The sequence below is a fragment of the Paenibacillus peoriae genome, from assembly GCF_022531965.1.
Classification (GTDB): domain Bacteria; phylum Bacillota; class Bacilli; order Paenibacillales; family Paenibacillaceae; genus Paenibacillus; species Paenibacillus polymyxa_D.
The window spans coordinates 639,916-661,154 of record NZ_CP092831.1; the positions used below are offsets into that span (position 1 = coordinate 639,916).

A 21,239-nucleotide genomic window follows, 5' to 3' on the forward strand; every position below is an offset into this window, starting at 1 on the left:
GATGAGCATGCGCACGATTCGGCAATTGCCTTATGAACATGATGAGCTTTTTAAGGGTGAAATCAGCCGTATCATCCCGTATCACCGCATGTATGGCAAGTCCTATTGCGTGCCGGCCTTAACGGTATATCGGGAAAGCGAGCTGGCAGAGCTTCAGGTTGCTTCTGAGGCGGTACATCGTATTTATCGCAAGGTTCAGCAATTCGTTCAGCGCTATATGCCGGATGAATACCTGGTGGAACGGTTGGGGATTCATCCGGGCTTGCTGCGTGCTGCACGTATGGAGGCCGAGCCGGATGGGATAACCCGCCAGGACTGGATTGTGGGGGAAGCGGGTATCAAGTGCATTGAGAATAACACCGATACCCCAACCGGAATTCCCGAGGTGGCTTATCTCGAAGGAAAGCTGCTAGAGGTGCTGAGTAAGGGAGGAATGTCGGAGGATGACAATGCACTACATGGACCCTCAACTGGAATGGACGAGGCGATTCAGTCTGCCTTGACGGAGCTCATCCATTTTTATAGCCGCAAGGGATTAGGGACAAAGGTGTATTTCACTTGCTATGACTGGCACATCGAGGATCAGACGAACACCAAATATATTATGCGTTTATGTGAACAAGCCGGATTCGAAGTCGTTTATGCTCCTTTGGAAGAACTGGAGATTATCCCGAATGAAGGATTGTATCACCGGGGAGAGCAGATCCGTATTCTCTATCGCCTGTATCCGCTGGAGTATCTAATTGATGACCGGGAGGAGAATACGGGGCTTGAGGTGGGGCAGGCGCTAATGGATATGGTGGCAGACGGGAAAATAGGATTAATCAACCCACCGCAGCATATCATTACCCAGAGCAAAGGGTTCACCGCAACCGTATGGTCACTGTATGAGCGCAATGAGCAGACACCAGAGTTCTGTGGTTTTCGTTTGTTTGACGATCGCGAGCTGGAGGTGATACGAACCTACCTGCTGCCTACGTATTTTGAACCCTCGGTGTTTATGCAAAATAAAGAGCCCTATGTGGCCAAAGGTATATGGGGTCGGGAGGGTAAAGGGACGCACTTGATTGAACATACCGAAGACGAGGAGAGACTAGAAGGCGTCTTGGGAAAGGTTCAAAATGCGAAGACCGACCATCCTGATCTGCTTCACCAAGCTGATGCCCCACGAACGCCTGAGCAGGAGGAAGCCGCACATGTTGCCGCTTATTATGAAGGACAGCCTAAGATTTATCAGCGGCTGTGGCCGATGCAGACCGCAGAGGTACAGACCGAGGAAGGGCTATTTCACGGCTATGTGTTAACAGGCATATTTGTAATTGGGGGGCGTTTTGCGGGTGTCCTGCCGCGAATCGGTGAAAAGGTAACAGGTGATATGGCCTACTATTGCGCCGCCGCCGTTGCCACCGTACATCCTAATCCGCCGGTTGTATAAGCTAAATTGAAAAATATACAATATTCGAACATATCTGTTTCATTTTCACAAGTGAGGATTTTGCAAAATCCTGAAGTATCATAAGGAGGAAAAAAATTGGACTCTCATATCAGTTTGGGCAACGCACTGGGCAATGTAGGTATCGGCCTGCTTATCCTGTTTGCCATCTTAATCGTAGGTTATTTTGTGTTCAGCTTACTGACACGTTATAACGATAATCAAGAAATCGCACACGGCAATGAGGCGGCAGGCATCTATATGGGGGCAAAGCTGCTAGGTCTGTGTATCATCGTGGGGATGGTGTCGTACAGCAGTCATTCATGGCTCGATATGCTGGCCTGGTCGGCTGTGGGCATTGTAGTGCTGTGTCTCGTCTATGTGATTTTTGATCTGGTGACGCCGCGTACCAAGGTGTGTGAGGAAATTGCCAAGGGCAATGTGGCTCTGGCACAGCTGCTGCGTTCAATCATCGTCGGGGCTTCTTTTGTGGTAGGTACATTTTTGATGTAGTCGATATAGAGAAGGAATACCAAGGATCTGCAACACCGGACAACGGAGCTGCAGATCCTTTTTTTATGAGACATTGTATTCACTACCGGCATCAGACTGTTGAATTAAGGGTTGCAACGATCACTTCCTGTGGGGACTATTCTACAAAGCAACGGGTGATACTGCATAGCAAAAGGAATTTGCTACAGAGTTCAAACCAAATTGAAGAGAAGGGAGTTCTGAACATATGAGTACCACCACCTTCCCAACCAAACAAATTCGGATGGGTATCATTGGCCTGGGTCTTATCGCTGAATATCACATGAGATCACTGCACACCATCTCGGGGGTATCTATTGTGGCCGTTAGTGATGTGAATCCCCATCGCCTTCAAGCCATCGGAGAACAATTGCAACTGCCTACTTCCAAGCGGTACGCCCATTATGAAGCATTAATCCGTGACCCAGAGGTAGATGCGATTCTGTCGCTGACACCCAATGATGTGCATTTTGACATTATTCGTATTGCGCTGGAAAAACACAAAGCTGTACTGGCAGAAAAACCATTGACTCTCACATGGGAGGAAGCGGATCGGTTGAAAAAGCTATATACAGCGAATCCGGTGCCTTTGCTGGTTCACTATAAGCATCGCTACGGCGCGGCCTTCCAATATACCAAGCAACTGCTGGATGAGCAAAAGCTGGGTAAAATCTATAACATTCAATTCCGTTATCTAATGGATGCATTTGCGCCGTATCGTCAGCATCCGTATACTTGGCGTCACAATTTAGCCAAGGCTGGTTCTGGAGTAGTGGGGGATACAGCCTCACATATCATTGATCTGGCCCGTTTTTTGGTGGGTGAATTTAAAAGTGTCGCAGCGCTGCTACATACCATTACACCCGAGCGGCTCGATCCGATCACGGGCCTGCCTGTAAAAGTGGATGTGGAAGATCTCGCTGCCTTTCATGGCATCATAGGCGACAATACCGTGGGAACCTTTATCACACATAAAAATGCCATCGGCATACGGCACGATATCGAAGTCGATATCTATGGAGAACTGGGTACGCTGCACGCCAGCCTCAGTAATCCGGAAAGTATCCGCATTGTGCTGCGTGACCTAGAACACCCGGATGCCGAATACGAGACTTGGACTGTCCCTGCAATCTATAATCATACGGCCTATGAAGATTTTGTTGAGCTGGCAAGGGGAGAGTCTGTGGATCGTGCCCCCTTATTCGAGGACGGCTACAAAAACCAGTGGGTACTTGAGAAAATACTGCAATCATGGAAAGAGAATGGACGTTTAGTAGAAGTGTAGGGACCCGCAAGAGGATTCCTTGGAAAGAGCAGCCATCTTGCGGTTTAGCAATTCAATTACCTGTAAAGACATCTTTTTCATCATTTTCGCATCGCAACGCTTATAGGGCCTTCGCCTTCACACTCCTTTACCATCAATTTTGTTCCGCTTGCATAGTAATGTTTCATGTGAGCTCCACCCTTGTATCCCATTTTTAAAATTGTAAATGTTACTCTTTATCCCTTTTCTTGCTGCGTTCTTACCCGTCTAGCCCCGATCAGCCGCCAGCCTGTTAACAATGCCGCCACAAGACAGATGGACGCAGACGTCATAAAGACTACATGCATGCCTGCCAGAAAAATTTCTGGATGACCCGGGACCAAGCCGGTGACCCGATAACCAGCCTCTTTACTCATAATATAAAAGAGGATTGATGTGGCCAAGGTGATCCCCACAACCATACCGACGTTGCGAACCAGCGAATTGACGCTACCGGCTGAGCCGAGCTGTGTGCGGGGTACCGTGGACATAATCAGCGAGTTGTTCGGCGATTGGAATAAACCACTGCCAATGCCCAGCATGGCAATCCACAGACCCACGAGCGGGATGGAGCTGCCTGCATGCAGTTGGGCCAATCCAATCTGGGCAATGACCATAACGACCAGCCCGGCGAATGTGAGCAGTTCAGACCCGATTTTATCGGAAAGCGCACCGCTGAGTGGGGCCACAATAACCATAGAGATGGGGAACAACATCAGCAGGAACCCGGCATGAAAAGGCGACAAGTTCAGCATATTCTGCGCATAAAAAGGTGAAATGATGTTAAAGCAAAAGTTAGCGACGAACACCAGAAAAGCACACAAAATACTGAGCGAAAATAACGGATTTTTGAATAGCGCGAGCTGTAGCAGTGGCTGTGGACGACGAAGTTCCAATCGAATAAACATGGCAAAAGCAACTACAGCCATCACCAGCGAAGCAACGATACGTTTGTCGCCATACCCGACCTGTTGTCCCAGCAACAATCCGACGAACAAAGTGAGAATAAAAATAGCAAATACCAAGCTACCGGGAACGTCAATTTTATCTTTCACCTTGATCAAATCCTTCGGCAGAAGCTTCCAGCCAAGAAAGACAGCGACCAATCCTATCGGTACATTGACCCAGAAAATGTACTGCCAGCCGAGCGAGGAGACAATAATACCGCCCAAGCTTGGCCCGGCGATACTACCTAGAGAAACGAAGGTTCCAATGAGGCCAAGTGCTTTGCCCCGTTCATTGGAGGGGAAGACATCTGTCACAATCCCCTGGCTGTTTGCCATGGTCATGGACGCCCCAATCGCCTGAATAATGCGGGAAATCAGCAGCATAGAGAGCGAAGAGCTAAGACCGCACAATAGGGAGCCAAGAATGAATACGATTGTGCCGATTTTAAATATTTTGATTTTACCGACGATATCTCCAAGCTTGCCAAAAAATAAAATAGCGGTACATATCGCCATTAAATAGGCGGTTGTCACCCATTCAATCTGTGCTACGGGTAAATGTAATGTGCGAGACAACACAGGAAGAGCGATATTGACGATGCTTCCATCCAATGTGGACATAAATGTAAACAGATTCAAAACAATTAAAATCAGCCAACGTTTCTTCTGGACTTCGATATTCTCTTGATAGGTTGTAGCCGTTGTAGCAGTTGAACTCATCATTACACCTCGTTATCGTTGACAATTTTCATTTAGTTGCACGCGCAACTAAATGAACGGTTCTAGTGTACAGCAAATTAGTTGCGTGTGCAACAATATTATTGTAAACTTTGCTTTGGTCCCAACTGGGGATGTGTCATTTTTAAGCCAATGAGGTGTATTTGATGAGAAAAAAACAACCGATTGGAAAGCTAATTTCCCACCTGTACCGTCGTAATCAAAAAATATTGTCCAAAAAACTGACTCCTTACGGAATCGGCAGTGGAGGACAACACAGCTTTTTAAAGCTCATTTTGCAGCGGCCGGGCATTACACAAGAGCAGTTGACGAATGAACTTAAATTTGACAAGGCAACCACGGCGCGCTCTGTGAAACAATTGGAGGAATCAGGCTATATTGAACGGAAAACAGACCCAAATGACCGCCGTTCCCATCTTTTGTCTCCTACAGCCAAGGCGCTAGAATTTTCCCCTGTCCTACAAGGAATATTGGACGAGTCCAATGTCAGCCTTGTCCACAATCTATCCGAAGAGGAAGAGGACCTTCTGATCGACCTGCTGCAAAAAATTAGTATAGACCCTGACGAATAAACAAATCAGGAACTAGCCAGAGGATCGTGGCAGGTAAAAGAAAAAGCAGCCCTCACAGAGGATACTCTGTGAGGGCTGCTTGATGCCACGTCATTCAGTCCAAGCCAATTCCTTTGAACGCATTCATGACTAATTGTCGTACATAGGAGTCGTCTAATGGATAACCGGTTACCAACAATCGATAAAAAACGGGCCCATAAATGAGATCGATACATAATTCAATATCGAGATCTTCCTTCAATTCTCCGCGCTCCATTCCGCGCTCAATAAGAAGCCTGGCCTCAAGTCGCCGAGGGTGGAAATATCGGGTCCGGTATGCCTCTGACAATCCTGAATCAAGTTGCCCTTCGCCTATTAACTCCGTAATGATTTTACCCTCTCGACTTATTAAGAACCGCACTAAATTTGTGGCATGAATGAGAATATCATCTAATACAGAGCCCGTGTCGGGCACGGGCAATCTTGCTATGGTGGCTGACAGGAAACCATCCATCACTACGGCAGCTTTGTTAGGCCACCATTTATAAATGGTGGCTTTGCTAACTTTCGCTCGTTCAGCAATTTTTTCTACCGTAACCGCCCCAAAGCCTTGCTCCAACAGTAAATCATAGGAAGCGTTAAGGATAGATTTATGCGTCTCGACATTACGTGGACGTCCTCTTTTGCTCTGCACTGGAATGCTCACCTTCTTAATAGATATAAGTAACCACAAAAAATAAACTATACGTTCAGTATATCAAATACCATATAAAAATAAAAAGTTGATTTTGCCTATTTACAAAACGAAACGTTCAGTATATTATTTAACTATCGAATTAATGAACTATACGTTTAGTATTTAAATTAATGAGGAGGATTATCATGCAAAGAGAACAACAAGCCTTAGAAAGTAACCGTATCTCAAATTGGATGATGTTTTTGTTAGCAGCCGCATGCGGCCTTATTGTTGCCAACCTGTACTATGCTCAAACCCTTGTAGGACCTATTCATATTGCTATGGGTCTTTCTTCTACAGCCGCGGGCTTCATTGTCACCTTGACTCAAATCGGCTATGTGGTGGGATTGCTATTTATCGTACCGCTCAGCGACATTATCGAAAATCGACGGCTCATGGTCGTATCGCTAATCATTACAGTCTGTGCATTGGTTGTTGCCGCTTTTGCTACCAATGCCCCGTTGTTCCTGACCGCATCCTTGTTCATTGGAATTGGATCTGTGGTAGCCCAAATACTGGTGCCGTACGCCACCTATTTAGCATCCGAAGAGCAACGCGGCCGCGTTGTTGGGAATGTCATGAGCGGACTCTTGCTAGGCATTATGTTCGCACGGCCAGTAGCAAGCTTTATCACCAGCATCTGGGGGTGGCAAGCCGTATTTATTTTGTCAGCCATTGTCTTGACGCTGTTGACGATTCTGCTCTCGCGAGCTCTTCCAGAACGCAAGCCTGTGCCTACGGTATCTTACAGTAAATTGATTTTCTCGTTAGGTACTCTTCTAAAACAAACGCCTGCATTGCGTCGCCGTGCCCTCTATCAAGCCTGCCTATTTGGTGCATTCAGCCTATTTTGGACTGTTGTTCCTCTACGTTTGGCGGATGATTTCGGAATGTCCCAACAAGGGATTGCATTGTTTGCTTTAGTAGGCGTAGGTGGTGCGGTAGCTGCTCCGATTGCCGGGAGATTGGCGGATAAAGGCTGGAGTAAAGTATTAACCGGGTTAGCTATGATCATTGCAGCCTTGTCTTTTTTACTCATCTATCTTTTTCAAAGTCATTCGACGGTTGCACTCGTACTTCTCTTTATTTCCGCGATTACACTGGATATGGCTGTATCGGGAAATCTTGTACTTGGACAGCGTGTGATTTACTCCTTGGGAAGTGAAGCGAGAGGGCGTTTGAATGGATTATTCATGTCTATTTTTTTCATAGGCGGAGCGATTGGATCATCATTAGGTGGTTGGTCGTATGCGTTAGGAGGTTGGAATTTCAGTGCTCTGATTGGAGTCGTCCTGCCTGTGCTGGCTTTGCTGTACTTTTTCACTGAGAAAGAAACGAGTGGAGATGTGCGAAAGAAACAAACCACCTGATAGAGGTCAGCTTTAAGTTATGCCGTACGCAAAAACATAATGATTAAAATGGCTGTTCCCAAGAGAAAGCAAAGGGGCGAATAGAGCACACTGTCCCATTTTGCAAAAACGGTTCCTTTCTTTCTCTTGCAGAACCCTACCCATTTGAAATCTCCTATAGAACGTAAAATAAATACGCACGACAACAAGCCTGCACCGTAGGAATGAAAGGACCTGAAAAACAGGAATTGTGTTACTCCACCTAGTTCTAGGACGAACCAAGCGGCTAAAGCTAGTAAGATGGCAACGGTCGATGTCCCTATTTTGGAGGGTTTAAAGAGTAAATCCGTTCCCGTGCTTGGGATCGCTGCCTTAGCGCCTTTTTGTCCGCCGAATACCCAATATAAATGCATGCCGCTCAGTACCCATAGAATTCCGCCAACTGCCCATGTAAGTAATTCCAACATCCCACATCCTCCTTAATTGGGTTCATTCGAAATCCACTCTGTCCAAATCATGTGAATATGCTGTTGAATGGCTTCGTTACTTAATGTCTCTTGCTTGTGACGCTCATACCAGCCTAAGTAGTAATGGTACAACATCCATGATCTCTGAAAGGCTTTCTCTGCCTGCATTCCCTTCTGTATTAAAAGCTCTTTCATAAACTCCATTCTCATCTGTTCAACTTCATCGAGCAAGGAACGGTAACTATCATCCTTCAATGACAGTTTTCGCAGATAAAACAGAAAATCTCCTCGTTTCGTCTTCCCGAACATCTGGGTTAACAACTCTTTGATCCGCTCATCTGCAGCAGCATGGATGATGGACGCTGCAATCACCTGTTGTGTCGTCTGTTCCTTCCATGTCTCCACAATCTGTCTAATGTAGCTGCTGCGATTGTTAAAATACCAATAAAAACTGCTCTTACTGCACCCCAAAGAAACGGCCATTTTTTCAACTACGAGTTGATCAATTCCACCCTGTTCAAAACGTTCGATTCCTTTCCGAATCCATTGTTCTTCTGTGACAATAATTCTAGGCATCTCTCCTTCTCCCTTTCTGTACGGTGTCGTCTAGATAAGTGTATATTATAGTGTTTTCAGAGCTGTGTAAATATGGATACATAAACGCCCACTTGAAATACCCGCGAATTTGCTCTATAATGCTGTAGCATATAGTGATATTCAAGGCATTGACCAAAGACATGATTTCCTTGAAGGGCCGTTCAGAGAGAAAAGACGAGGCTGAGAGCTTTTCCGGCAACCGCATGTGAAGTTACCCCTTTGTAGCCGTGACGTTGAACATGTAGCTGTGCAATCTGACAGTAACATCAGTAAGCGCCCACCGCTTTATCCCCGTTAACGGATACCAATGGAGGGTCACGTATGTCGTGTATAAGCATGTTCCGATGAACATAAATGTACGCATAGGAGCGGGCCGAACTAGGGTGGAACCACGAGCTGAACGCACTCGTCCCTTGAGGGAGAGAGGCGTTTTTTTGCGTTCAATTTTTGATATAGCACACAATTTGAATGGAGGCTTTAATCGTGAGTATTCAAGTGAAATTGCCGGATGGAGCCGTACGCGAGTACGAGCAGGGCGTAACGATCGCCGATGTGGCGGGTTCGATCAGCTCCGGGCTGAAAAAGAACGCCGTAGCAGGTAAAGTGAATGGGAAGGCTGTAGACCTGAACACCGTTTTGGACCAGAACGTTGACCTTGAAATCATTACGCTGGACGGTGCAGACGGTCTGGAAATTTATCGCCACAGTACAGCGCATTTGCTGGCACAGGCGCTCAAACGCATTTACGGTGAGAAAAATGTGAAGCTGGGTATCGGTCCGGTCATCGACAGCGGCTTCTACTATGACATTGATATCGAAAACCCCTTGTCCGTTGACGACTTGGCCAAGATTGAGAAGGAAATGACGAAGATCGCACAGGAAAATCTGCCGATTACACGTCGTGTGGTCAGCCGTGAGGAAGCCACTCGTATTTTTGGAGAGTTGGAAGACCCACTGAAGCTGGAACTGATTCGTGATTTGCCGGAAGAAGCGGAAATTACGATCTATGACCAAGGCGAATTTTTTGACCTGTGTCGTGGCCCGCATTTGCCATCTACTGGCCGCATCAAAGCTTTTAAACTGTTGAGTGTAGCGGGTGCATACTGGAGAGGCGATTCCAACAACAAGATGCTGCAACGTATCTACGGAACAGCATTCCCGAAAAAAGCACAACTGGATGAGCACCTGCATTTGCTGGAGGAAGCAAAAAAACGTGACCATCGCAAGTTGGGTAAAGAGTTGGAACTGTTCATGTTCTCCGAAGAAGCACCGGGTATGCCGTTCTACCTGCCTAAAGGTATGGTTGTCCGCACTGCATTGGAAGATTACTCCCGTGACATTCAACGTCTGCATGGCTATGAGGAAGTACGTACACCGCTGATGATGAACAACCGGCTGTGGGAACAATCGGGACACTATGAGCATTACAAGGAAAACATGTACTTCTCCGAAGTGGATGAAACTACATTTGCTCTGAAACCGATGAACTGCCCAGGGCATATGCTTGTGTTTAAAAATGAGCTTCATTCTTATCGCGATCTGCCAATTCGTATAGCCGAATTTGGACAAGTGCATCGCCATGAGCTGTCCGGTGCGTTGAACGGTATGATGCGTGTTCGTACATTCTGTCAGGATGATGCGCATATTTTTGTCACACCAGGTCAGATTGAACAAGAGATTTCAGACGTAATTAAGCTGATTAACGAAATGTATAGTGTGTTTGGCTTTGACTTCACAGTGGAATTGTCCACACGTCCAGATGACTTTATGGGCGAGCCAGCACTGTGGGATCAAGCGGAACAAGCTCTGCAAAACGTGCTGGATCACCTGGGCATAAACTACCGTATTAATGCGGGAGATGGAGCATTTTACGGTCCAAAAATTGACTTCCACATTCTCGATGCGCTCAAACGCAGCTGGCAGTGCGGAACGATCCAATTGGACTTCCAAATGCCTGAAAAATTCGACCTCACTTATGTGGGCGAGGACAACCAAAAGCACCGTCCAGTCGTTATTCACCGTGCCATCTACGGTTCAATTGACCGCTTCATGGGCATCCTGACTGAGCATTTTACAGGTGCATTCCCATTATGGTTGGCTCCTGTTCATGCGAAGCTGTTGCCAGTATCCGAGAACTATATCGAGACTGCTAATGAGATACAGGATGCGTTGCTGAAAGCGGGTCTGCGCGTCGAAGTGGATACTCGCAATGAGAAGCTTGGTTATAAAATCCGCGAGGCGCAACTAGAGAAGGTTCCATATATGTTCGTTATCGGGGAAAATGAAAAAACAACTGGTACTGTAGCGGTTCGTAAACGCGGCGAAGGCGATCTGGGATCACTCAGCATTGCGGACATCGTTGAGAAAATCAGCACAGAAATCCGTGAGAAACAGTAATATTTGGATCGAAAAAATGTGTAAAAGAGCCATCAAAACCATGATGAACGTGGTTTTGATGGCTCTTTTTTTGTACATTACAGAATTCAGCGTAAGACTGAACCAACGTTTTTGCAGCCTCGACGGAATTCTTAAGTTATCTTACACACAAAAACTTAGCAGGTTTGTGGCCGTGAAGTGGCGTGATCTGCGGGGAGGGAGAGTGTCTTCATGGACGACTCTTCGGATGGTTTCTCCGGGGTTTCTTCCGCATCCTGTTCCTCGCTAAGCGATAAAATTTCGCCGCGCAACTTCAGCATTTTCTGATCCAGCTCGTAGGTTGCACGTGCGGCTTCGGTCAATCCATTAACGACATGTTCAGGCACTTTCTTATCGAACTTATAATACAAAATATGCTCCATACTGGCCCAGAAATCCATAGCCAATGTACGCAATTGAATTTCAACCTTGATCCAACGTGTGCCCTCAAACAGGATCAGTGGAATTTCCACAATGACATGCAGGCTCTGATAGCCGTTGGGCTTAGGATGGGCTATATAGTCCTTGACCTCCAGAATACGAATGTCTTCCCGAGTGTGTAGATGATCCATCAGACGATAAATATCTTTCACAAAGGCGCATACCACACGCATCCCCGCGATATCATGAATTTCACGCAATATATTGTCCAAGGTCACTTCATGCCCTTTGCGCCGAACCTTTTCCACGATGCTGTGGGGCTCTTTGATTCGGGTTTTAATATGTTCAATCGGGCTAAAACCGTCTAACAGCTTCCATTCCGTCTGGATCAGCTTAATTTTATTCTTTAATTCTTCCAGAGCCAGCTGATAAAGGACGGGAATCTTTCTCCACTCCTCTAGTTGCTTGGCGTCAACACTGTTTTGATCCAGCTGTAGCTGAAATTCCTGCAAGGGTAATGGGACAGCATTCAGGTGCTTCCAATCCGGTTCATTCACAGAGCATTCTCCTAAATGAGGCTTATGATGTCCTCGATCTTTTTCGTAAAAATGCATTATCGTATACATTGTACACTATGTCAAAACCTACAGGCAAAGGAGAGACGGACAAAGAAAAAAAGAAATACGACAAGAATTATAGTGGTAAAACCGAGTAATCCGATGTATAATTACAAAAATGCTGATTTGGAGCATTTAATTCTTTGAAAAAAATCACAAATGTAGAGTATCCATCATTAGATTAAAAATATAAATTACAGAAAAGAGGAAAAGAAAAATGGCAAAAGTAGAAAGTTTTCAATTAGATCACACGATTGTAAAGGCTCCTTATGTAAGAGCAGCGGGAGTAGAGCATGACGAAAAAGGAAGCACAGTACAAAAGTATGACTTGAGATTTTTGCAACCCAATGAAGATGCACTTCCGACAGCAGCTGTACATACGCTGGAGCACTTATTAGCCACGTATCTGAGAGATGAAATCAAAGGAATTATTGATATCTCTCCTATGGGATGCAGAACGGGGTTCTACTTGATTTTATGGAATGAACATGAGCCTGAGGAAATTGCACTCGCTTTGGAAAAAACCTTGAAAAGAATTCTGGAAACGACAGAGGTCCCGGCTGTTACTGCTTTGGAATGTGGGAACTACAAGGACCACTCCCTTTTCTCTGCGCAGGAATATGTGAAAATTGTATTGGAAGCAGGCATTAGCCGCGATCCTTTCGAAAGAGTATTGTAAAATCTATGATTTCGATTGACCTATCTCATCAGACAGCGGTAGTGACAGGCGGTAAGTCAGGCATAGGCAAGGGAATTGTAGAGCTTTTCATTCAAAGCGGAGCTAAAGTGATTTCTGCTGATATCTCTTATGAAGAGCCGTATAGAGTGGTCAATCCACAGTTGGTTGAAACTCAATTGGACATATCCAAACCGGATGATATCGAAAGATGGTGCGATTTACTAATCAGCGAAGCGGGAGTTCCTGATATATTGGTGAACTGCGCGGGTACTTCTACGATGGATTATGTCATTGATAGTGAGTTGGCTGATTGGGAGAAAGTATTTTCGATCAATTCAACCGGATTATATGTAACGTCCAAACGTTTTGCCAAAGAAATGGTGGCTGCTCGTAAAGCAGGACGAATTATTCAAATGGCTTCGCAGGCTGGAAAAAATGGATATCGGGCGATGGGCGGATATTGTGCTTCCAAACATGCGGTTCTCGGCTTGACCAAGGTGATGGCCATTGAGCTTGCCCGGCAAAATATTTTGGTAAATGCGGTCTGCCCTGGCATTGTAGAAACGCCGATGAAGCATCGTGAACGGATTGAAGGAGGCGTCATTCGCGGAATGACCGCTCAAGAAATATACGAAGAAGATTGTTCACAGGTCCCTTTGGGGAGAACGGCCGAGGTGGAGGATGTTGCCAATGTAGTGCTGTTTCTGGCAAGTCCGCTCTCTGCATACATGACAGGACAAGCGATTAATGTTACAGGTGGAATGACGATGCACTAGCATACTAGCATGATCTGGGGGAAAACAACATGAGAAAATCGTTCGTTTTACTATTAGGGATTAGTTTATTATTAATTGCCGCAGGATGTGGTACTAAAAGTTCGGACAGCAATGGCTCCGGCGCCGCTTCCGGTTCGGAAACGCAAAAAGTAGTCATCGGATCCATGGGCTCTGACGCCCAGATATGGAAGCATATTGCCCAGTCCCAGGCCGCCAAGGATGCCAAGCTGGACATTGAAGTGAAAGAAATTAACGGTGGAATCGAAACGAACAATGCAACCAAAGAAGGCGAAGTAGACGTGAATGCATTCCAATCATGGGCGTACCTGGTTAGCTATAACAAAGAGAGCAAAGCCGATTTGAAGGCGATAGCCACAACCTATCTGGAGCCGATGGGGATTTATTCGCAAAAATTCAAAAGCATCGATGAAGTGACTGACGGGGCTCTGGTAGCTTTGGCAGATAACCCGGCCAATACGGCAAGAGGTTTGAAGTTATTGGAAGCCTCCGGTTTGATCAAGCTTAAGGCTGACTTTAATGATGCCTTGGGTACAGTCAATGATATTACTAGCAATCCTAAAAACCTGAAATTTGAACTCATTGATGACAAAACAGGCCCACGAGTGATTCAAGATGTAGGCTTGGTGCTGATTGGGAATACGATTGCTTTAGAAGGGGGCCTGAATGTACTGAAAGATTCCTTGTTCCATGAGGAAATCAGTCAGGCAACCAAAAATAATATTAACGTTCTGGTGACTTCATCTGATAAGGCAAATAACAAAGGGCTGCAAAAGTTAGCGGATCTCTATCATAACGAGGATACTCAAAAATTCATTAAAGATGAATTTGGCGGTACCAAAGTAGAAGTTAAAGAGCCGGTTTCTTATTTGGAAGGACAAACTACAACAAAATAAACTTATGAGGTCAGCCAGTTTTTCGGGTTGACCTCTTTTGTTAGTAGTCGGCTTGAGTTTGAGCATGGGTTTCGATTCGATAGTGTTTGGGGGAGAATCCCTTTATCTTTTTAAAAATTTTCGAGAAGAGTAAAGGATCGTTATAGCCGACTGAACGGGAAATATCACCGATCGAAAGTTCAGCGTTTCCCATCATTTCACATGCTTTGTTGATCCTATAGCGAACCAAATAATCCTGAATGCTTGTGTTCACTTGTTGTTTGAATAACGAACATAAATAGCTCCGATTGAGTCCGATAAAATTTGCAATGTGCTCAATGGTAATCTTCTGAGCATAATTCATTTCGATAAAATCCTTCACTTTTTCCACGTAAATTTCCGCCCGGCTTTCCTTTTGTTCAGGAGGTGTTACCGGACCGAACTCTATAAGCTCCGATAACATTAGGCATAGCAGACCGGTCAGTCTGGTTTCCCGAGCTTTATGGCATCCACTTGATTCGTTCATGAGCTGCAAATACTGATAAATCAAATGGTCTCCTTCAAAGTTGAGGATTGGACGCGTCATCGTTAGGCCTGCTTGCTTGAGGAGTGTTTCTGCCAGTACCCCGTTAAAACCAAACCAGCAATAAGACCAAGGATTCACCACATCGGCTTGATAATAAGTGATGACTTGGGGGCAGATTAGAAACCACTGTCCTTTCCGCAAGCGATAACTGAACCCGCCAACCTCGAAGGTACCCTCTCCGTCCAAAACATAATGGAGCAAATAGTGATCTCTTATCGCAGGTCCAAAAGAGTGACTGGGTATGCATTTCTCTATACCAAACTGAGTTAGATACAATTCAGAGTGCTGTTTACTACGTGGCAAATACTCTATCACGGTAAAATCTCCTTATGTAAATTATCAAGCATTATAACATAAATAGTGAGCACCATGCCATGTACTTCATATCTAAAATTAATATATGATTTCTGTAGAGCCTGCTGCTATATTGTTGGATCTTATCAAGCTTTACACCATATGAGCTTAGTTGATGCCTGCTACATAAAGATTCTTCTAAGTGCCTTTTTGGTGTGGATCTCCGATGATTATTATCTAAGAGAGGGGTTATTTTCCCAATGGGTATCATTGTTCAAGAGCAAACGGGGCTGTTTCATCTACAGTCGTCGGGCATGAGTTATATTATTCAGGTTGTGGATGGATTTCCTGTGCATGTATACTGGGGAGATAGGCTGAAGCATCGCGAATCAACTGCCGATCTATTGCCTCACACTTCTGCGACGGCTGGATTGGATCGGCTTCCGCAAGAGTATCCGCAGTATGGGAGTGGAGACTTCCGTACCCCGGCGTATCAAGTAGAACTTGAGGATGGAACTCGTATTACGGAGTTGAAGTACGATGGTTACCGTATCATGAAGGGAAAGCCATCATTAAGCGGGCTTCCGGCCGTATATACCGAGAATGAAGACGAAGCGGATACGCTGGAACTGGAATTAAAAGATGCCTTTTCAGGTCTTAAAGTGGTTCTTCTTTACACCGTTTTCGCGGATCGAAACGTAATCGCTCGTTCGGCTCGCTTGAGTAATGCGGGGGAAAAGAATCTTAGGCTCCTTCGTGCACTAAGTGCCAGTGTCGATGTTTCGGGTAAAAGCGATTTGGAATTCATGTATCTTTCGGGAGCATGGGCTCGGGAAGGGAATATTACCCGCAAACCAATTCTTCAAGGTGAAACCCGAATTGATAGTAAAAGGGGCATGAGCAGCCATCAACTCAACCCTTTTACTGCATTGGTCACTCGGGAGACAACGGAAAGCTATGGCGAGGCATTCGGCTTTAGCCTTGTGTATAGCGGGGGCTTTGAGGCGGGAGCAGAAATGGATTCATTTGGCTCCACACGGTTTAACATCGGCGTGAACTCCTTTGACTTTTCGTGGTTACTGAGCCCAGGGGGGAGTTTCCAAACGCCAGAAGCCGTTATGGTTTACTCCGGTCAAGGCCTGGGAGATATGTCGCGGACGTATCATCGCTTGTATCGGACTCGACTTTGCCGAGGGAAATATCGGGACGAAGAAAGACCTATTCTGGTCAACAACTGGGAAGCTACCTATTTTGACTTCAATGCAGATAAGTTGGTATCGATCGCGAAAGAGGGGGCTGAGCTAGGCATCGAACTATTTGTCTTAGATGACGGTTGGTTCGGAAAACGAGATTCCGACAATTCGTCTCTTGGCGATTGGTACGAGGATCGTCGGAAGCTGCCAGACGGACTTGCGGATGTCGCGAAACGTATCAATCAGCTGGGTCTTGAGTTCGGGCTCTGGTTTGAGCCAGAGATGATCTCTCCAGACAGTGAGTTGTACCGGGAGCATCCGGACTGGTGCCTTCACGTTCCGGGACGGAGGCGCAGCGAAGCCAGATGGCAACTAGTGCTGGACTATACTCGCAAGGAAGTGCGCGATTTCATCTACGATTCGCTGGCTGCCATTTTCTCCAGCGTGCCGGTTTCTTACGTGAAATGGGATATGAACCGCTGCCTGACGGAAATCGGTTCCGCTGCTCTGCCGCCGGAACGCCAATCCGAGACTGCCCATCGCTATGTTCTTGGATTGTATGAATTATTGGAGCGCGTCACCACTGAATTTCCGCATATTCTTTTCGAGAGCTGTTCAAGTGGCGGAGGACGCTTTGATCCAGGCATGCTTTACTACATGCCTCAAGTCTGGACTAGTGATAATACCGATGCGGTGGAACGCCTGAAGATTCAATATGGAACTAGCCTTGTCTATCCTGTAAGCGCAACCGGGGCGCATGTCTCGGCAGTTCCGAACCATCAAGTTGGACGCATAACGCCCCTTGATTTTCGAGGTGATGTAGCCATGTCCGGGAATTTTGGATATGAGCTTGATCTCACGAAATTCACCGATGAGGAAAAAGAGACGGTCAAACGCCAAATCGCAGTCTACAAGCAGATTCGTGGTTTAGTACAGAAGGGTGACTTGTATCGCCTAAAGAGTCCGTTTGAAAATAACGAGTCGGCTTGGATGTTTGTTTCTGAAGACCAAGAGGATGCCATCGTCTACTATTTCCAAGTGATGGCTGTCCCGAACGCGCCTTGGCGAGCCCTCCGCCTTGACGGACTTAATCCAGAACTCGAATATGAAGTTCAGTCAGGAAATAGCGGACAAAAGTCTATCCATGGGGGGGATAGGCTTAGGAAGTTGGGGCTTCCTCTTGTCTACAGACAGAAAGACTATGAAAGTGGATGGTTCAGGCTCCGGGCAATAAGGTCCAACAAGGCTTAAGGCTTAAAGGATCAGTACAACAGTACAATTGGCAAAAGATAAAAAACAATCGATTGAGTTATGCATGCCCCTTTTTGTATAAAAGGGGCATTTTGCGCGCAGCAGCCGTACTGATTGGGGAGGGCCAAGCCATGTTTTTTATACGAATGATGAATGACATGAAACTGAGAAAGAAGATGACGCTTACATTCATTTCGGTAGCTGTTCTTCCCTTGCTGTTATGTGGCCTGTTTCTGACGGGGAAGCTTCGAGAGGCCGTCATTAAAGACGCCTTTATGCAAGTGTCCAACAATGTCGAGCGGGTCCGAAATCGTACAGAAGAATTGATCAAAGTGCCGCTGGACATCTCGTACCGGCTGACCAATGACAATCGGATGAAAATGGTAGCCAGCCAGAAGTATGACAGCTACATCGAAGTCATTCAGGCATACCGGGAGTATACAGGTATCCGTGACTACCTCCAGTTATACAAAGAGATATCCGGCATCCGTGTCTATGTCTCTAATCCTGGAGCACTTAATAATTGGGAATTTATCCAACCGGATGATAGAATGACAACCGCAGATTGGTACAAGGAGGCCATAGAGCAGAAAGGATTGGCCGGCTGGAATTTAATCAAGGATGAGAGGGACGATGCCGATTATCTCAGCCTGATTCGATCATTCTCAGTGAATTCACCAGGACGAAAAGGGGTTCTGGTCATAAATGTTAACCAACGCCAATTAAACTCAATCCTGAATCAGGAATCGTTCCCTACCTTGATCGTGGATAACCGGAATCAGATTGTCGCGTCCAATGAAGCAGAGTTGTTCGGGAAGAATCTTTCTGAAATTCATGCCGACGAAAATATACTTTTCCATCAGGAAGGAAGTTATAACATGCTCATCGATGGAAAAGCGTCGAAGGTGGTTATCGCCAATCTAGCTCCACAGAATAGCTGGAATGGACTTCGCATTATTTCCATTTTTTCCGTTTCTGAGATTACCCGAGATGCTAATCAAGTGATATGGCTTGGCGGAATCGCGATCACAGCCAGCCTGATATTTGCAGCCTTGCTGATCTATGCTTCTGCTTCGCTATTATCCAGAAGGCTTCTTCGCTTGAGCAAGCATATGACCCAAGTAGGGACGGGCTCATGGGAAACCTATCTCCATATCGATGGGAAAGATGAAGTGGGTCTATTATCGAGGGAATTTAACGCGCTCGTCAGCAGCGTGAACGATTTGGTTCAGGAGGTTCAAGAGACGAATCGCCAGAAAAGTCTCGTGGAGCAAAGACAAAACGAGATCAAGTTCAAGATGCTGGCAAGCCAGATCAATCCGCATTTTCTCTTCAATTCTTTGGAGTCTATCAGAATGGAGGCCCACATTCGCCAACAGGACGATATCGCTAAAGCAGTCTGGCAGTTGAGCGCGTTGTTGCGCAGCAGTCTGGAGGCTGGTAACGACAAGATTCCACTGCGTAAAGAGCTTGAGCAAGTGTGCTGTTATCTCGATCTTCAAAAGTTTCGGTATGAAGACCGTTTGGAGTATCGCTTAACCGTTGATCCAAATTTGGAGGAAATGTTGGTTCCACCTCTGATTATCCAACCATTGGTGGAAAATTCTATTGTACATGGTCTGGATAATCAAGCAGAAGGAGCTGTCATTGAAGTGAAAGTTAAGGAAATCCCGGAGGGGGTTCGAGTTATGGTATGTGACAACGGCGCTGGTTTCACGGCCGATCGTCTCGCCCTAGTACAAGCAGAGCTTGCTGCATCCGTACATGAACAGGAGGTCCAGCGAATTGGACTACGAAACGTAAATGATCGTCTCGTCTTACTGTATGGGACCTCAAGTGCTTTACATATTGAGAGCGAGCCTGGGAAAGGCACTTGTATTCAGTTTTTCATACCTGGGGGTGAATCCAAATGATTAAGGTAGTCATCGTTGACGATGAGCCGAAGCTTCGCCAAGGGCTTCAAACGCTGATCCCATGGGAAAGCCTCGGATTTATCGTTACAGCTACGGCAGCCAATGGAAAAGAAGCACTGGAAGTCATCGAGGAAAAAGCCCCTGATGTCGTAATCGTCGATATCCGCATGCCGGTTATGGATGGCCTACAGTTGATTGAGCACTTGAGATCCAGCGGTCATCATTTGCACTTTATGATCCTCAGTGGATATGCCGACTTTGAGTATGCCAAACAAGCGATCAAATATGGGGTATTCGGCTATCTCGTTAAACCGGTCGACATTGATGAAATGTCGTCCAGTTTAAAACGGATACGCGAGCGGATCGAAGAGGAGCGTCTTCAAGGGGAGTGGCGTAAGAGAGAGGTTATAAATCGGGATTTATACCTGCATAGCCTGCTTGTCCCTCAAGAGAGAACTGAAGATCCGGCCAAGTTGAGAAGTAAGGCAATAGAAGCGGATTTGTTGTGGAGCAACTACGAAGTCGTGGTCGTCTACTCGCGTGTTTCTGAAGTGGACCGTTCTGATGTCGCATACCAGCTTTCGAATGGATTAAAGGCAAAGATCGAGGGGCAGATGATGGGGCTTGTCACAGTAATCCCGCCGTATACAGTCCTGTTGCTCAACGCGCCGCTGCGCGGAAGAGAACGGCGTGAAATTCTGCACAATGAGATTCGTAATGCTGCGGATAATGTTAGGTTCGTCGCTGCAACCGGAGGGGCAGTATCTGCTCCTGAAGATATTTGTAAATCTTTTTTAAAGGCCCAGGAAGCGGTAAAACAATCCTTTTTCAGTGAGAAGAACCGACTGCTAGGTCCGTATCCTTTCTTTTCTCCTGCGCTGGATTCCCCCCGATTATCTGCTGATAAAGCTGAGGAAACGATGGAGGAATTCATCTTCCGCCTGTATTACAGTCTGGAAGTAGGAAACCAAACCGCAATACTGCCATTATTGAACGAGGCGGCTGCATTTTTTCTCCAACAGGGGCAAGATGAGAAGTTGATCAAAGAGTCGTTCTTCTTTCTGTCCAATGCGGTCATTCACAAGCTGACCGCGGGTTTCTGTATCGAGTTGAAAGAGACGGAGGAAGTTTCCCGTTTTTTGAATGGGATATACCAGCATGATCATTTACATGATCTTTTGGAAGAGACCTACCGTTTCCTGCTAGCTTTGGCGAAAGACTCCGAACCTCGTGGAAAGGAGCAGGAATTCAAAAAAATGATCGACTTCATTCACAGTCATTATACAGACAACCTGAAGCTGGAAACGCTGGCTGGACTACTAAACTATAGTACTGCCTATTTGGGCCAGCTATTCAAGAACAAGACGGGGGAGTACTTTAACACTTATCTGGACCGAGTCCGCATCCAAAAGGCCAAGGAGCTGCTGGATCAGGGAATGAAAGTATACGAAGTCGCTGAAAGCGTGGGCTATACAAGCGTCAACTACTTTTACAGCAAATTCAAAAGGTACGAAGGCCGTTCACCGTCGGAATATAGAAATCCATAATTTGTGTATGATTTTTCCCGAAATCCGTTGTATGGGCCCGGAC

Annotated in this window: 18 protein-coding genes; 12 read left to right on the top strand and 6 right to left on the bottom strand. The window is 46.1% G+C overall.

What is annotated here, in order from left to right:
* Nucleotide 1: 1 nt before the first annotated feature.
* From MLD56_RS02945 to MLD56_RS02955, 3 genes are all read left to right on the top strand, one after another.
* Nucleotides 2–1,435 (top strand): glutathionylspermidine synthase family protein, encoded by a 1,434-nt coding sequence (locus tag MLD56_RS02945; RefSeq protein WP_049816912.1) that lies wholly within the window; start codon nucleotides 2–4, stop codon nucleotides 1,433–1,435.
* A gap of 96 nt (nucleotides 1,436–1,531) precedes the next feature.
* On the top strand, nucleotides 1,532–1,945 hold the full coding sequence (locus tag MLD56_RS02950; RefSeq protein WP_241113466.1) for a DUF350 domain-containing protein: 414 nt from the start codon (nucleotides 1,532–1,534) through the stop codon (nucleotides 1,943–1,945).
* A gap of 226 nt (nucleotides 1,946–2,171) precedes the next feature.
* A complete protein-coding gene (locus tag MLD56_RS02955; protein WP_241113467.1) occupies nucleotides 2,172–3,248 on the top strand; it encodes a Gfo/Idh/MocA family protein in 1,077 nt (358 codons plus the stop codon).
* Between the two features lie 215 nt (nucleotides 3,249–3,463).
* Here the strand turns inward: MLD56_RS02955 and MLD56_RS02960 are convergent, their stop codons facing one another.
* Nucleotides 3,464–4,933, bottom strand: a complete 1,470-nt coding sequence (locus tag MLD56_RS02960; protein WP_029515976.1) for an MFS transporter — start codon at nucleotides 4,931–4,933, stop codon at nucleotides 3,464–3,466.
* A gap of 164 nt (nucleotides 4,934–5,097) precedes the next feature.
* On the opposite strand from MLD56_RS02960, the gene MLD56_RS02965 reads away from it, so the two are divergent.
* Nucleotides 5,098–5,523: a MarR family winged helix-turn-helix transcriptional regulator gene (locus MLD56_RS02965; protein WP_029515975.1), complete on the top strand. Its 426-nt coding sequence runs from the start codon at nucleotides 5,098–5,100 to the stop codon at nucleotides 5,521–5,523.
* Between the two features lie 94 nt (nucleotides 5,524–5,617).
* Here the strand turns inward: MLD56_RS02965 and MLD56_RS02970 are convergent, their stop codons facing one another.
* A complete protein-coding gene (locus MLD56_RS02970) occupies nucleotides 5,618–6,196 on the bottom strand; it encodes a TetR/AcrR family transcriptional regulator (RefSeq protein ID WP_029515974.1) in 579 nt (192 codons plus the stop codon).
* Nucleotides 6,197–6,384: 188 nt separating this feature from the next.
* Between MLD56_RS02970 and MLD56_RS02975 the strand changes: the two genes are divergently transcribed.
* Nucleotides 6,385–7,608, top strand: a complete 1,224-nt coding sequence (locus MLD56_RS02975) for an MFS transporter (RefSeq protein ID WP_029515973.1) — start codon at nucleotides 6,385–6,387, stop codon at nucleotides 7,606–7,608.
* Nucleotides 7,609–7,625: 17 nt separating this feature from the next.
* Here the strand turns inward: MLD56_RS02975 and MLD56_RS02980 are convergent, their stop codons facing one another.
* Both MLD56_RS02980 and MLD56_RS02985 read right to left on the bottom strand, forming a co-directional pair.
* Nucleotides 7,626–8,054, bottom strand: a complete 429-nt coding sequence (locus MLD56_RS02980) for a DUF3995 domain-containing protein (RefSeq protein ID WP_029515972.1) — start codon at nucleotides 8,052–8,054, stop codon at nucleotides 7,626–7,628.
* Between the two features lie 12 nt (nucleotides 8,055–8,066).
* The gene (locus MLD56_RS02985) at nucleotides 8,067–8,630 is read right to left on the bottom strand and encodes a TetR/AcrR family transcriptional regulator (RefSeq protein WP_029515971.1); all 564 of its coding nucleotides are present in this window, start codon (nucleotides 8,628–8,630) and stop codon (nucleotides 8,067–8,069) included.
* Nucleotides 8,631–9,134: 504 nt separating this feature from the next.
* Here MLD56_RS02985 and thrS point away from each other — a divergent pair.
* Complete coding sequence (gene thrS, locus MLD56_RS02990; RefSeq protein WP_029515969.1) at nucleotides 9,135–11,048, top strand: threonine--tRNA ligase; 1,914 nt, start codon at nucleotides 9,135–9,137, stop codon at nucleotides 11,046–11,048.
* A 155-nt stretch (nucleotides 11,049–11,203) separates the two neighbouring features.
* Here the strand turns inward: thrS and MLD56_RS02995 are convergent, their stop codons facing one another.
* Nucleotides 11,204–12,004 carry a GTP pyrophosphokinase gene (locus tag MLD56_RS02995; protein ID WP_029515968.1) on the bottom strand — a complete coding sequence of 267 codons (801 nt, stop codon included), beginning with the start codon at nucleotides 12,002–12,004 and terminating at the stop codon, nucleotides 11,204–11,206.
* A 277-nt stretch (nucleotides 12,005–12,281) separates the two neighbouring features.
* On the opposite strand from MLD56_RS02995, the gene MLD56_RS03000 reads away from it, so the two are divergent.
* From MLD56_RS03000 to MLD56_RS03010, 3 genes are read left to right on the top strand one after another with little or no spacing between them, the layout of a single operon-like run.
* The gene (locus MLD56_RS03000; RefSeq protein ID WP_029515967.1) at nucleotides 12,282–12,743 is read left to right on the top strand and encodes an S-ribosylhomocysteine lyase; all 462 of its coding nucleotides are present in this window, start codon (nucleotides 12,282–12,284) and stop codon (nucleotides 12,741–12,743) included.
* A gap of 5 nt (nucleotides 12,744–12,748) precedes the next feature.
* Nucleotides 12,749–13,519: an SDR family NAD(P)-dependent oxidoreductase gene (locus MLD56_RS03005; RefSeq protein WP_029515966.1), complete on the top strand. Its 771-nt coding sequence runs from the start codon at nucleotides 12,749–12,751 to the stop codon at nucleotides 13,517–13,519.
* Nucleotides 13,520–13,548: 29 nt separating this feature from the next.
* Complete coding sequence (locus tag MLD56_RS03010) at nucleotides 13,549–14,433, top strand: MetQ/NlpA family ABC transporter substrate-binding protein (RefSeq protein WP_029515965.1); 885 nt, start codon at nucleotides 13,549–13,551, stop codon at nucleotides 14,431–14,433.
* Nucleotides 14,434–14,473: 40 nt separating this feature from the next.
* On the opposite strand, the gene MLD56_RS03015 is transcribed toward MLD56_RS03010, so the two are convergent.
* Nucleotides 14,474–15,313 carry an AraC family transcriptional regulator gene (locus tag MLD56_RS03015; protein WP_029515964.1) on the bottom strand — a complete coding sequence of 280 codons (840 nt, stop codon included), beginning with the start codon at nucleotides 15,311–15,313 and terminating at the stop codon, nucleotides 14,474–14,476.
* 239 nt (nucleotides 15,314–15,552) lie between these two features.
* Between MLD56_RS03015 and MLD56_RS03020 the strand changes: the two genes are divergently transcribed.
* From MLD56_RS03020 to MLD56_RS03030, 3 genes are all read left to right on the top strand, one after another.
* Nucleotides 15,553–17,736 (top strand): alpha-galactosidase, encoded by a 2,184-nt coding sequence (locus MLD56_RS03020; RefSeq protein ID WP_029515963.1) that lies wholly within the window; start codon nucleotides 15,553–15,555, stop codon nucleotides 17,734–17,736.
* A gap of 131 nt (nucleotides 17,737–17,867) precedes the next feature.
* Nucleotides 17,868–19,649 (top strand): sensor histidine kinase, encoded by a 1,782-nt coding sequence (locus tag MLD56_RS03025; RefSeq protein ID WP_029515962.1) that lies wholly within the window; start codon nucleotides 17,868–17,870, stop codon nucleotides 19,647–19,649.
* Nucleotides 19,646–21,196, top strand: coding sequence for a response regulator transcription factor (locus MLD56_RS03030; RefSeq protein ID WP_029515961.1), 1,551 nt, complete (start codon nucleotides 19,646–19,648; stop codon nucleotides 21,194–21,196). The genes MLD56_RS03025 and MLD56_RS03030 overlap by 4 nt, the downstream gene beginning before the upstream one ends.
* Nucleotides 21,197–21,239 lie beyond the last annotated feature (43 nt).

Excerpts from the sequence above, each read along its gene's own strand:
- MLD56_RS02945 (WP_049816912.1), top strand. The coding sequence starts at position 2 with ATGAGCATGCGCACGATTCGGCAATTGCCTTATGAACATGATGAGCTT.
- MLD56_RS02975 (WP_029515973.1), top strand. The coding sequence starts at position 6,385 with ATGCAAAGAGAACAACAAGCCTTAGAAAGTAACCGTATCTCAAATTGG.
- MLD56_RS02955 (WP_241113467.1), top strand. The coding sequence starts at position 2,172 with ATGAGTACCACCACCTTCCCAACCAAACAAATTCGGATGGGTATCATT.
- MLD56_RS03030 (WP_029515961.1), top strand. The coding sequence starts at position 19,646 with ATGATTAAGGTAGTCATCGTTGACGATGAGCCGAAGCTTCGCCAAGGG.
- MLD56_RS03020 (WP_029515963.1), top strand. The coding sequence starts at position 15,553 with ATGGGTATCATTGTTCAAGAGCAAACGGGGCTGTTTCATCTACAGTCG.
- MLD56_RS03000 (WP_029515967.1), top strand. The coding sequence starts at position 12,282 with ATGGCAAAAGTAGAAAGTTTTCAATTAGATCACACGATTGTAAAGGCT.
- MLD56_RS03005 (WP_029515966.1), top strand. The coding sequence starts at position 12,749 with ATGATTTCGATTGACCTATCTCATCAGACAGCGGTAGTGACAGGCGGT.
- MLD56_RS03025 (WP_029515962.1), top strand. The coding sequence starts at position 17,868 with ATGTTTTTTATACGAATGATGAATGACATGAAACTGAGAAAGAAGATG.
- MLD56_RS02960 (WP_029515976.1), bottom strand. The coding sequence starts at position 4,933 with ATGAGTTCAACTGCTACAACGGCTACAACCTATCAAGAGAATATCGAA.
- MLD56_RS02980 (WP_029515972.1), bottom strand. The coding sequence starts at position 8,054 with ATGTTGGAATTACTTACATGGGCAGTTGGCGGAATTCTATGGGTACTG.
- MLD56_RS02965 (WP_029515975.1), top strand. The coding sequence starts at position 5,098 with ATGAGAAAAAAACAACCGATTGGAAAGCTAATTTCCCACCTGTACCGT.
- MLD56_RS03010 (WP_029515965.1), top strand. The coding sequence starts at position 13,549 with ATGAGAAAATCGTTCGTTTTACTATTAGGGATTAGTTTATTATTAATT.
- MLD56_RS02985 (WP_029515971.1), bottom strand. The coding sequence starts at position 8,630 with ATGCCTAGAATTATTGTCACAGAAGAACAATGGATTCGGAAAGGAATC.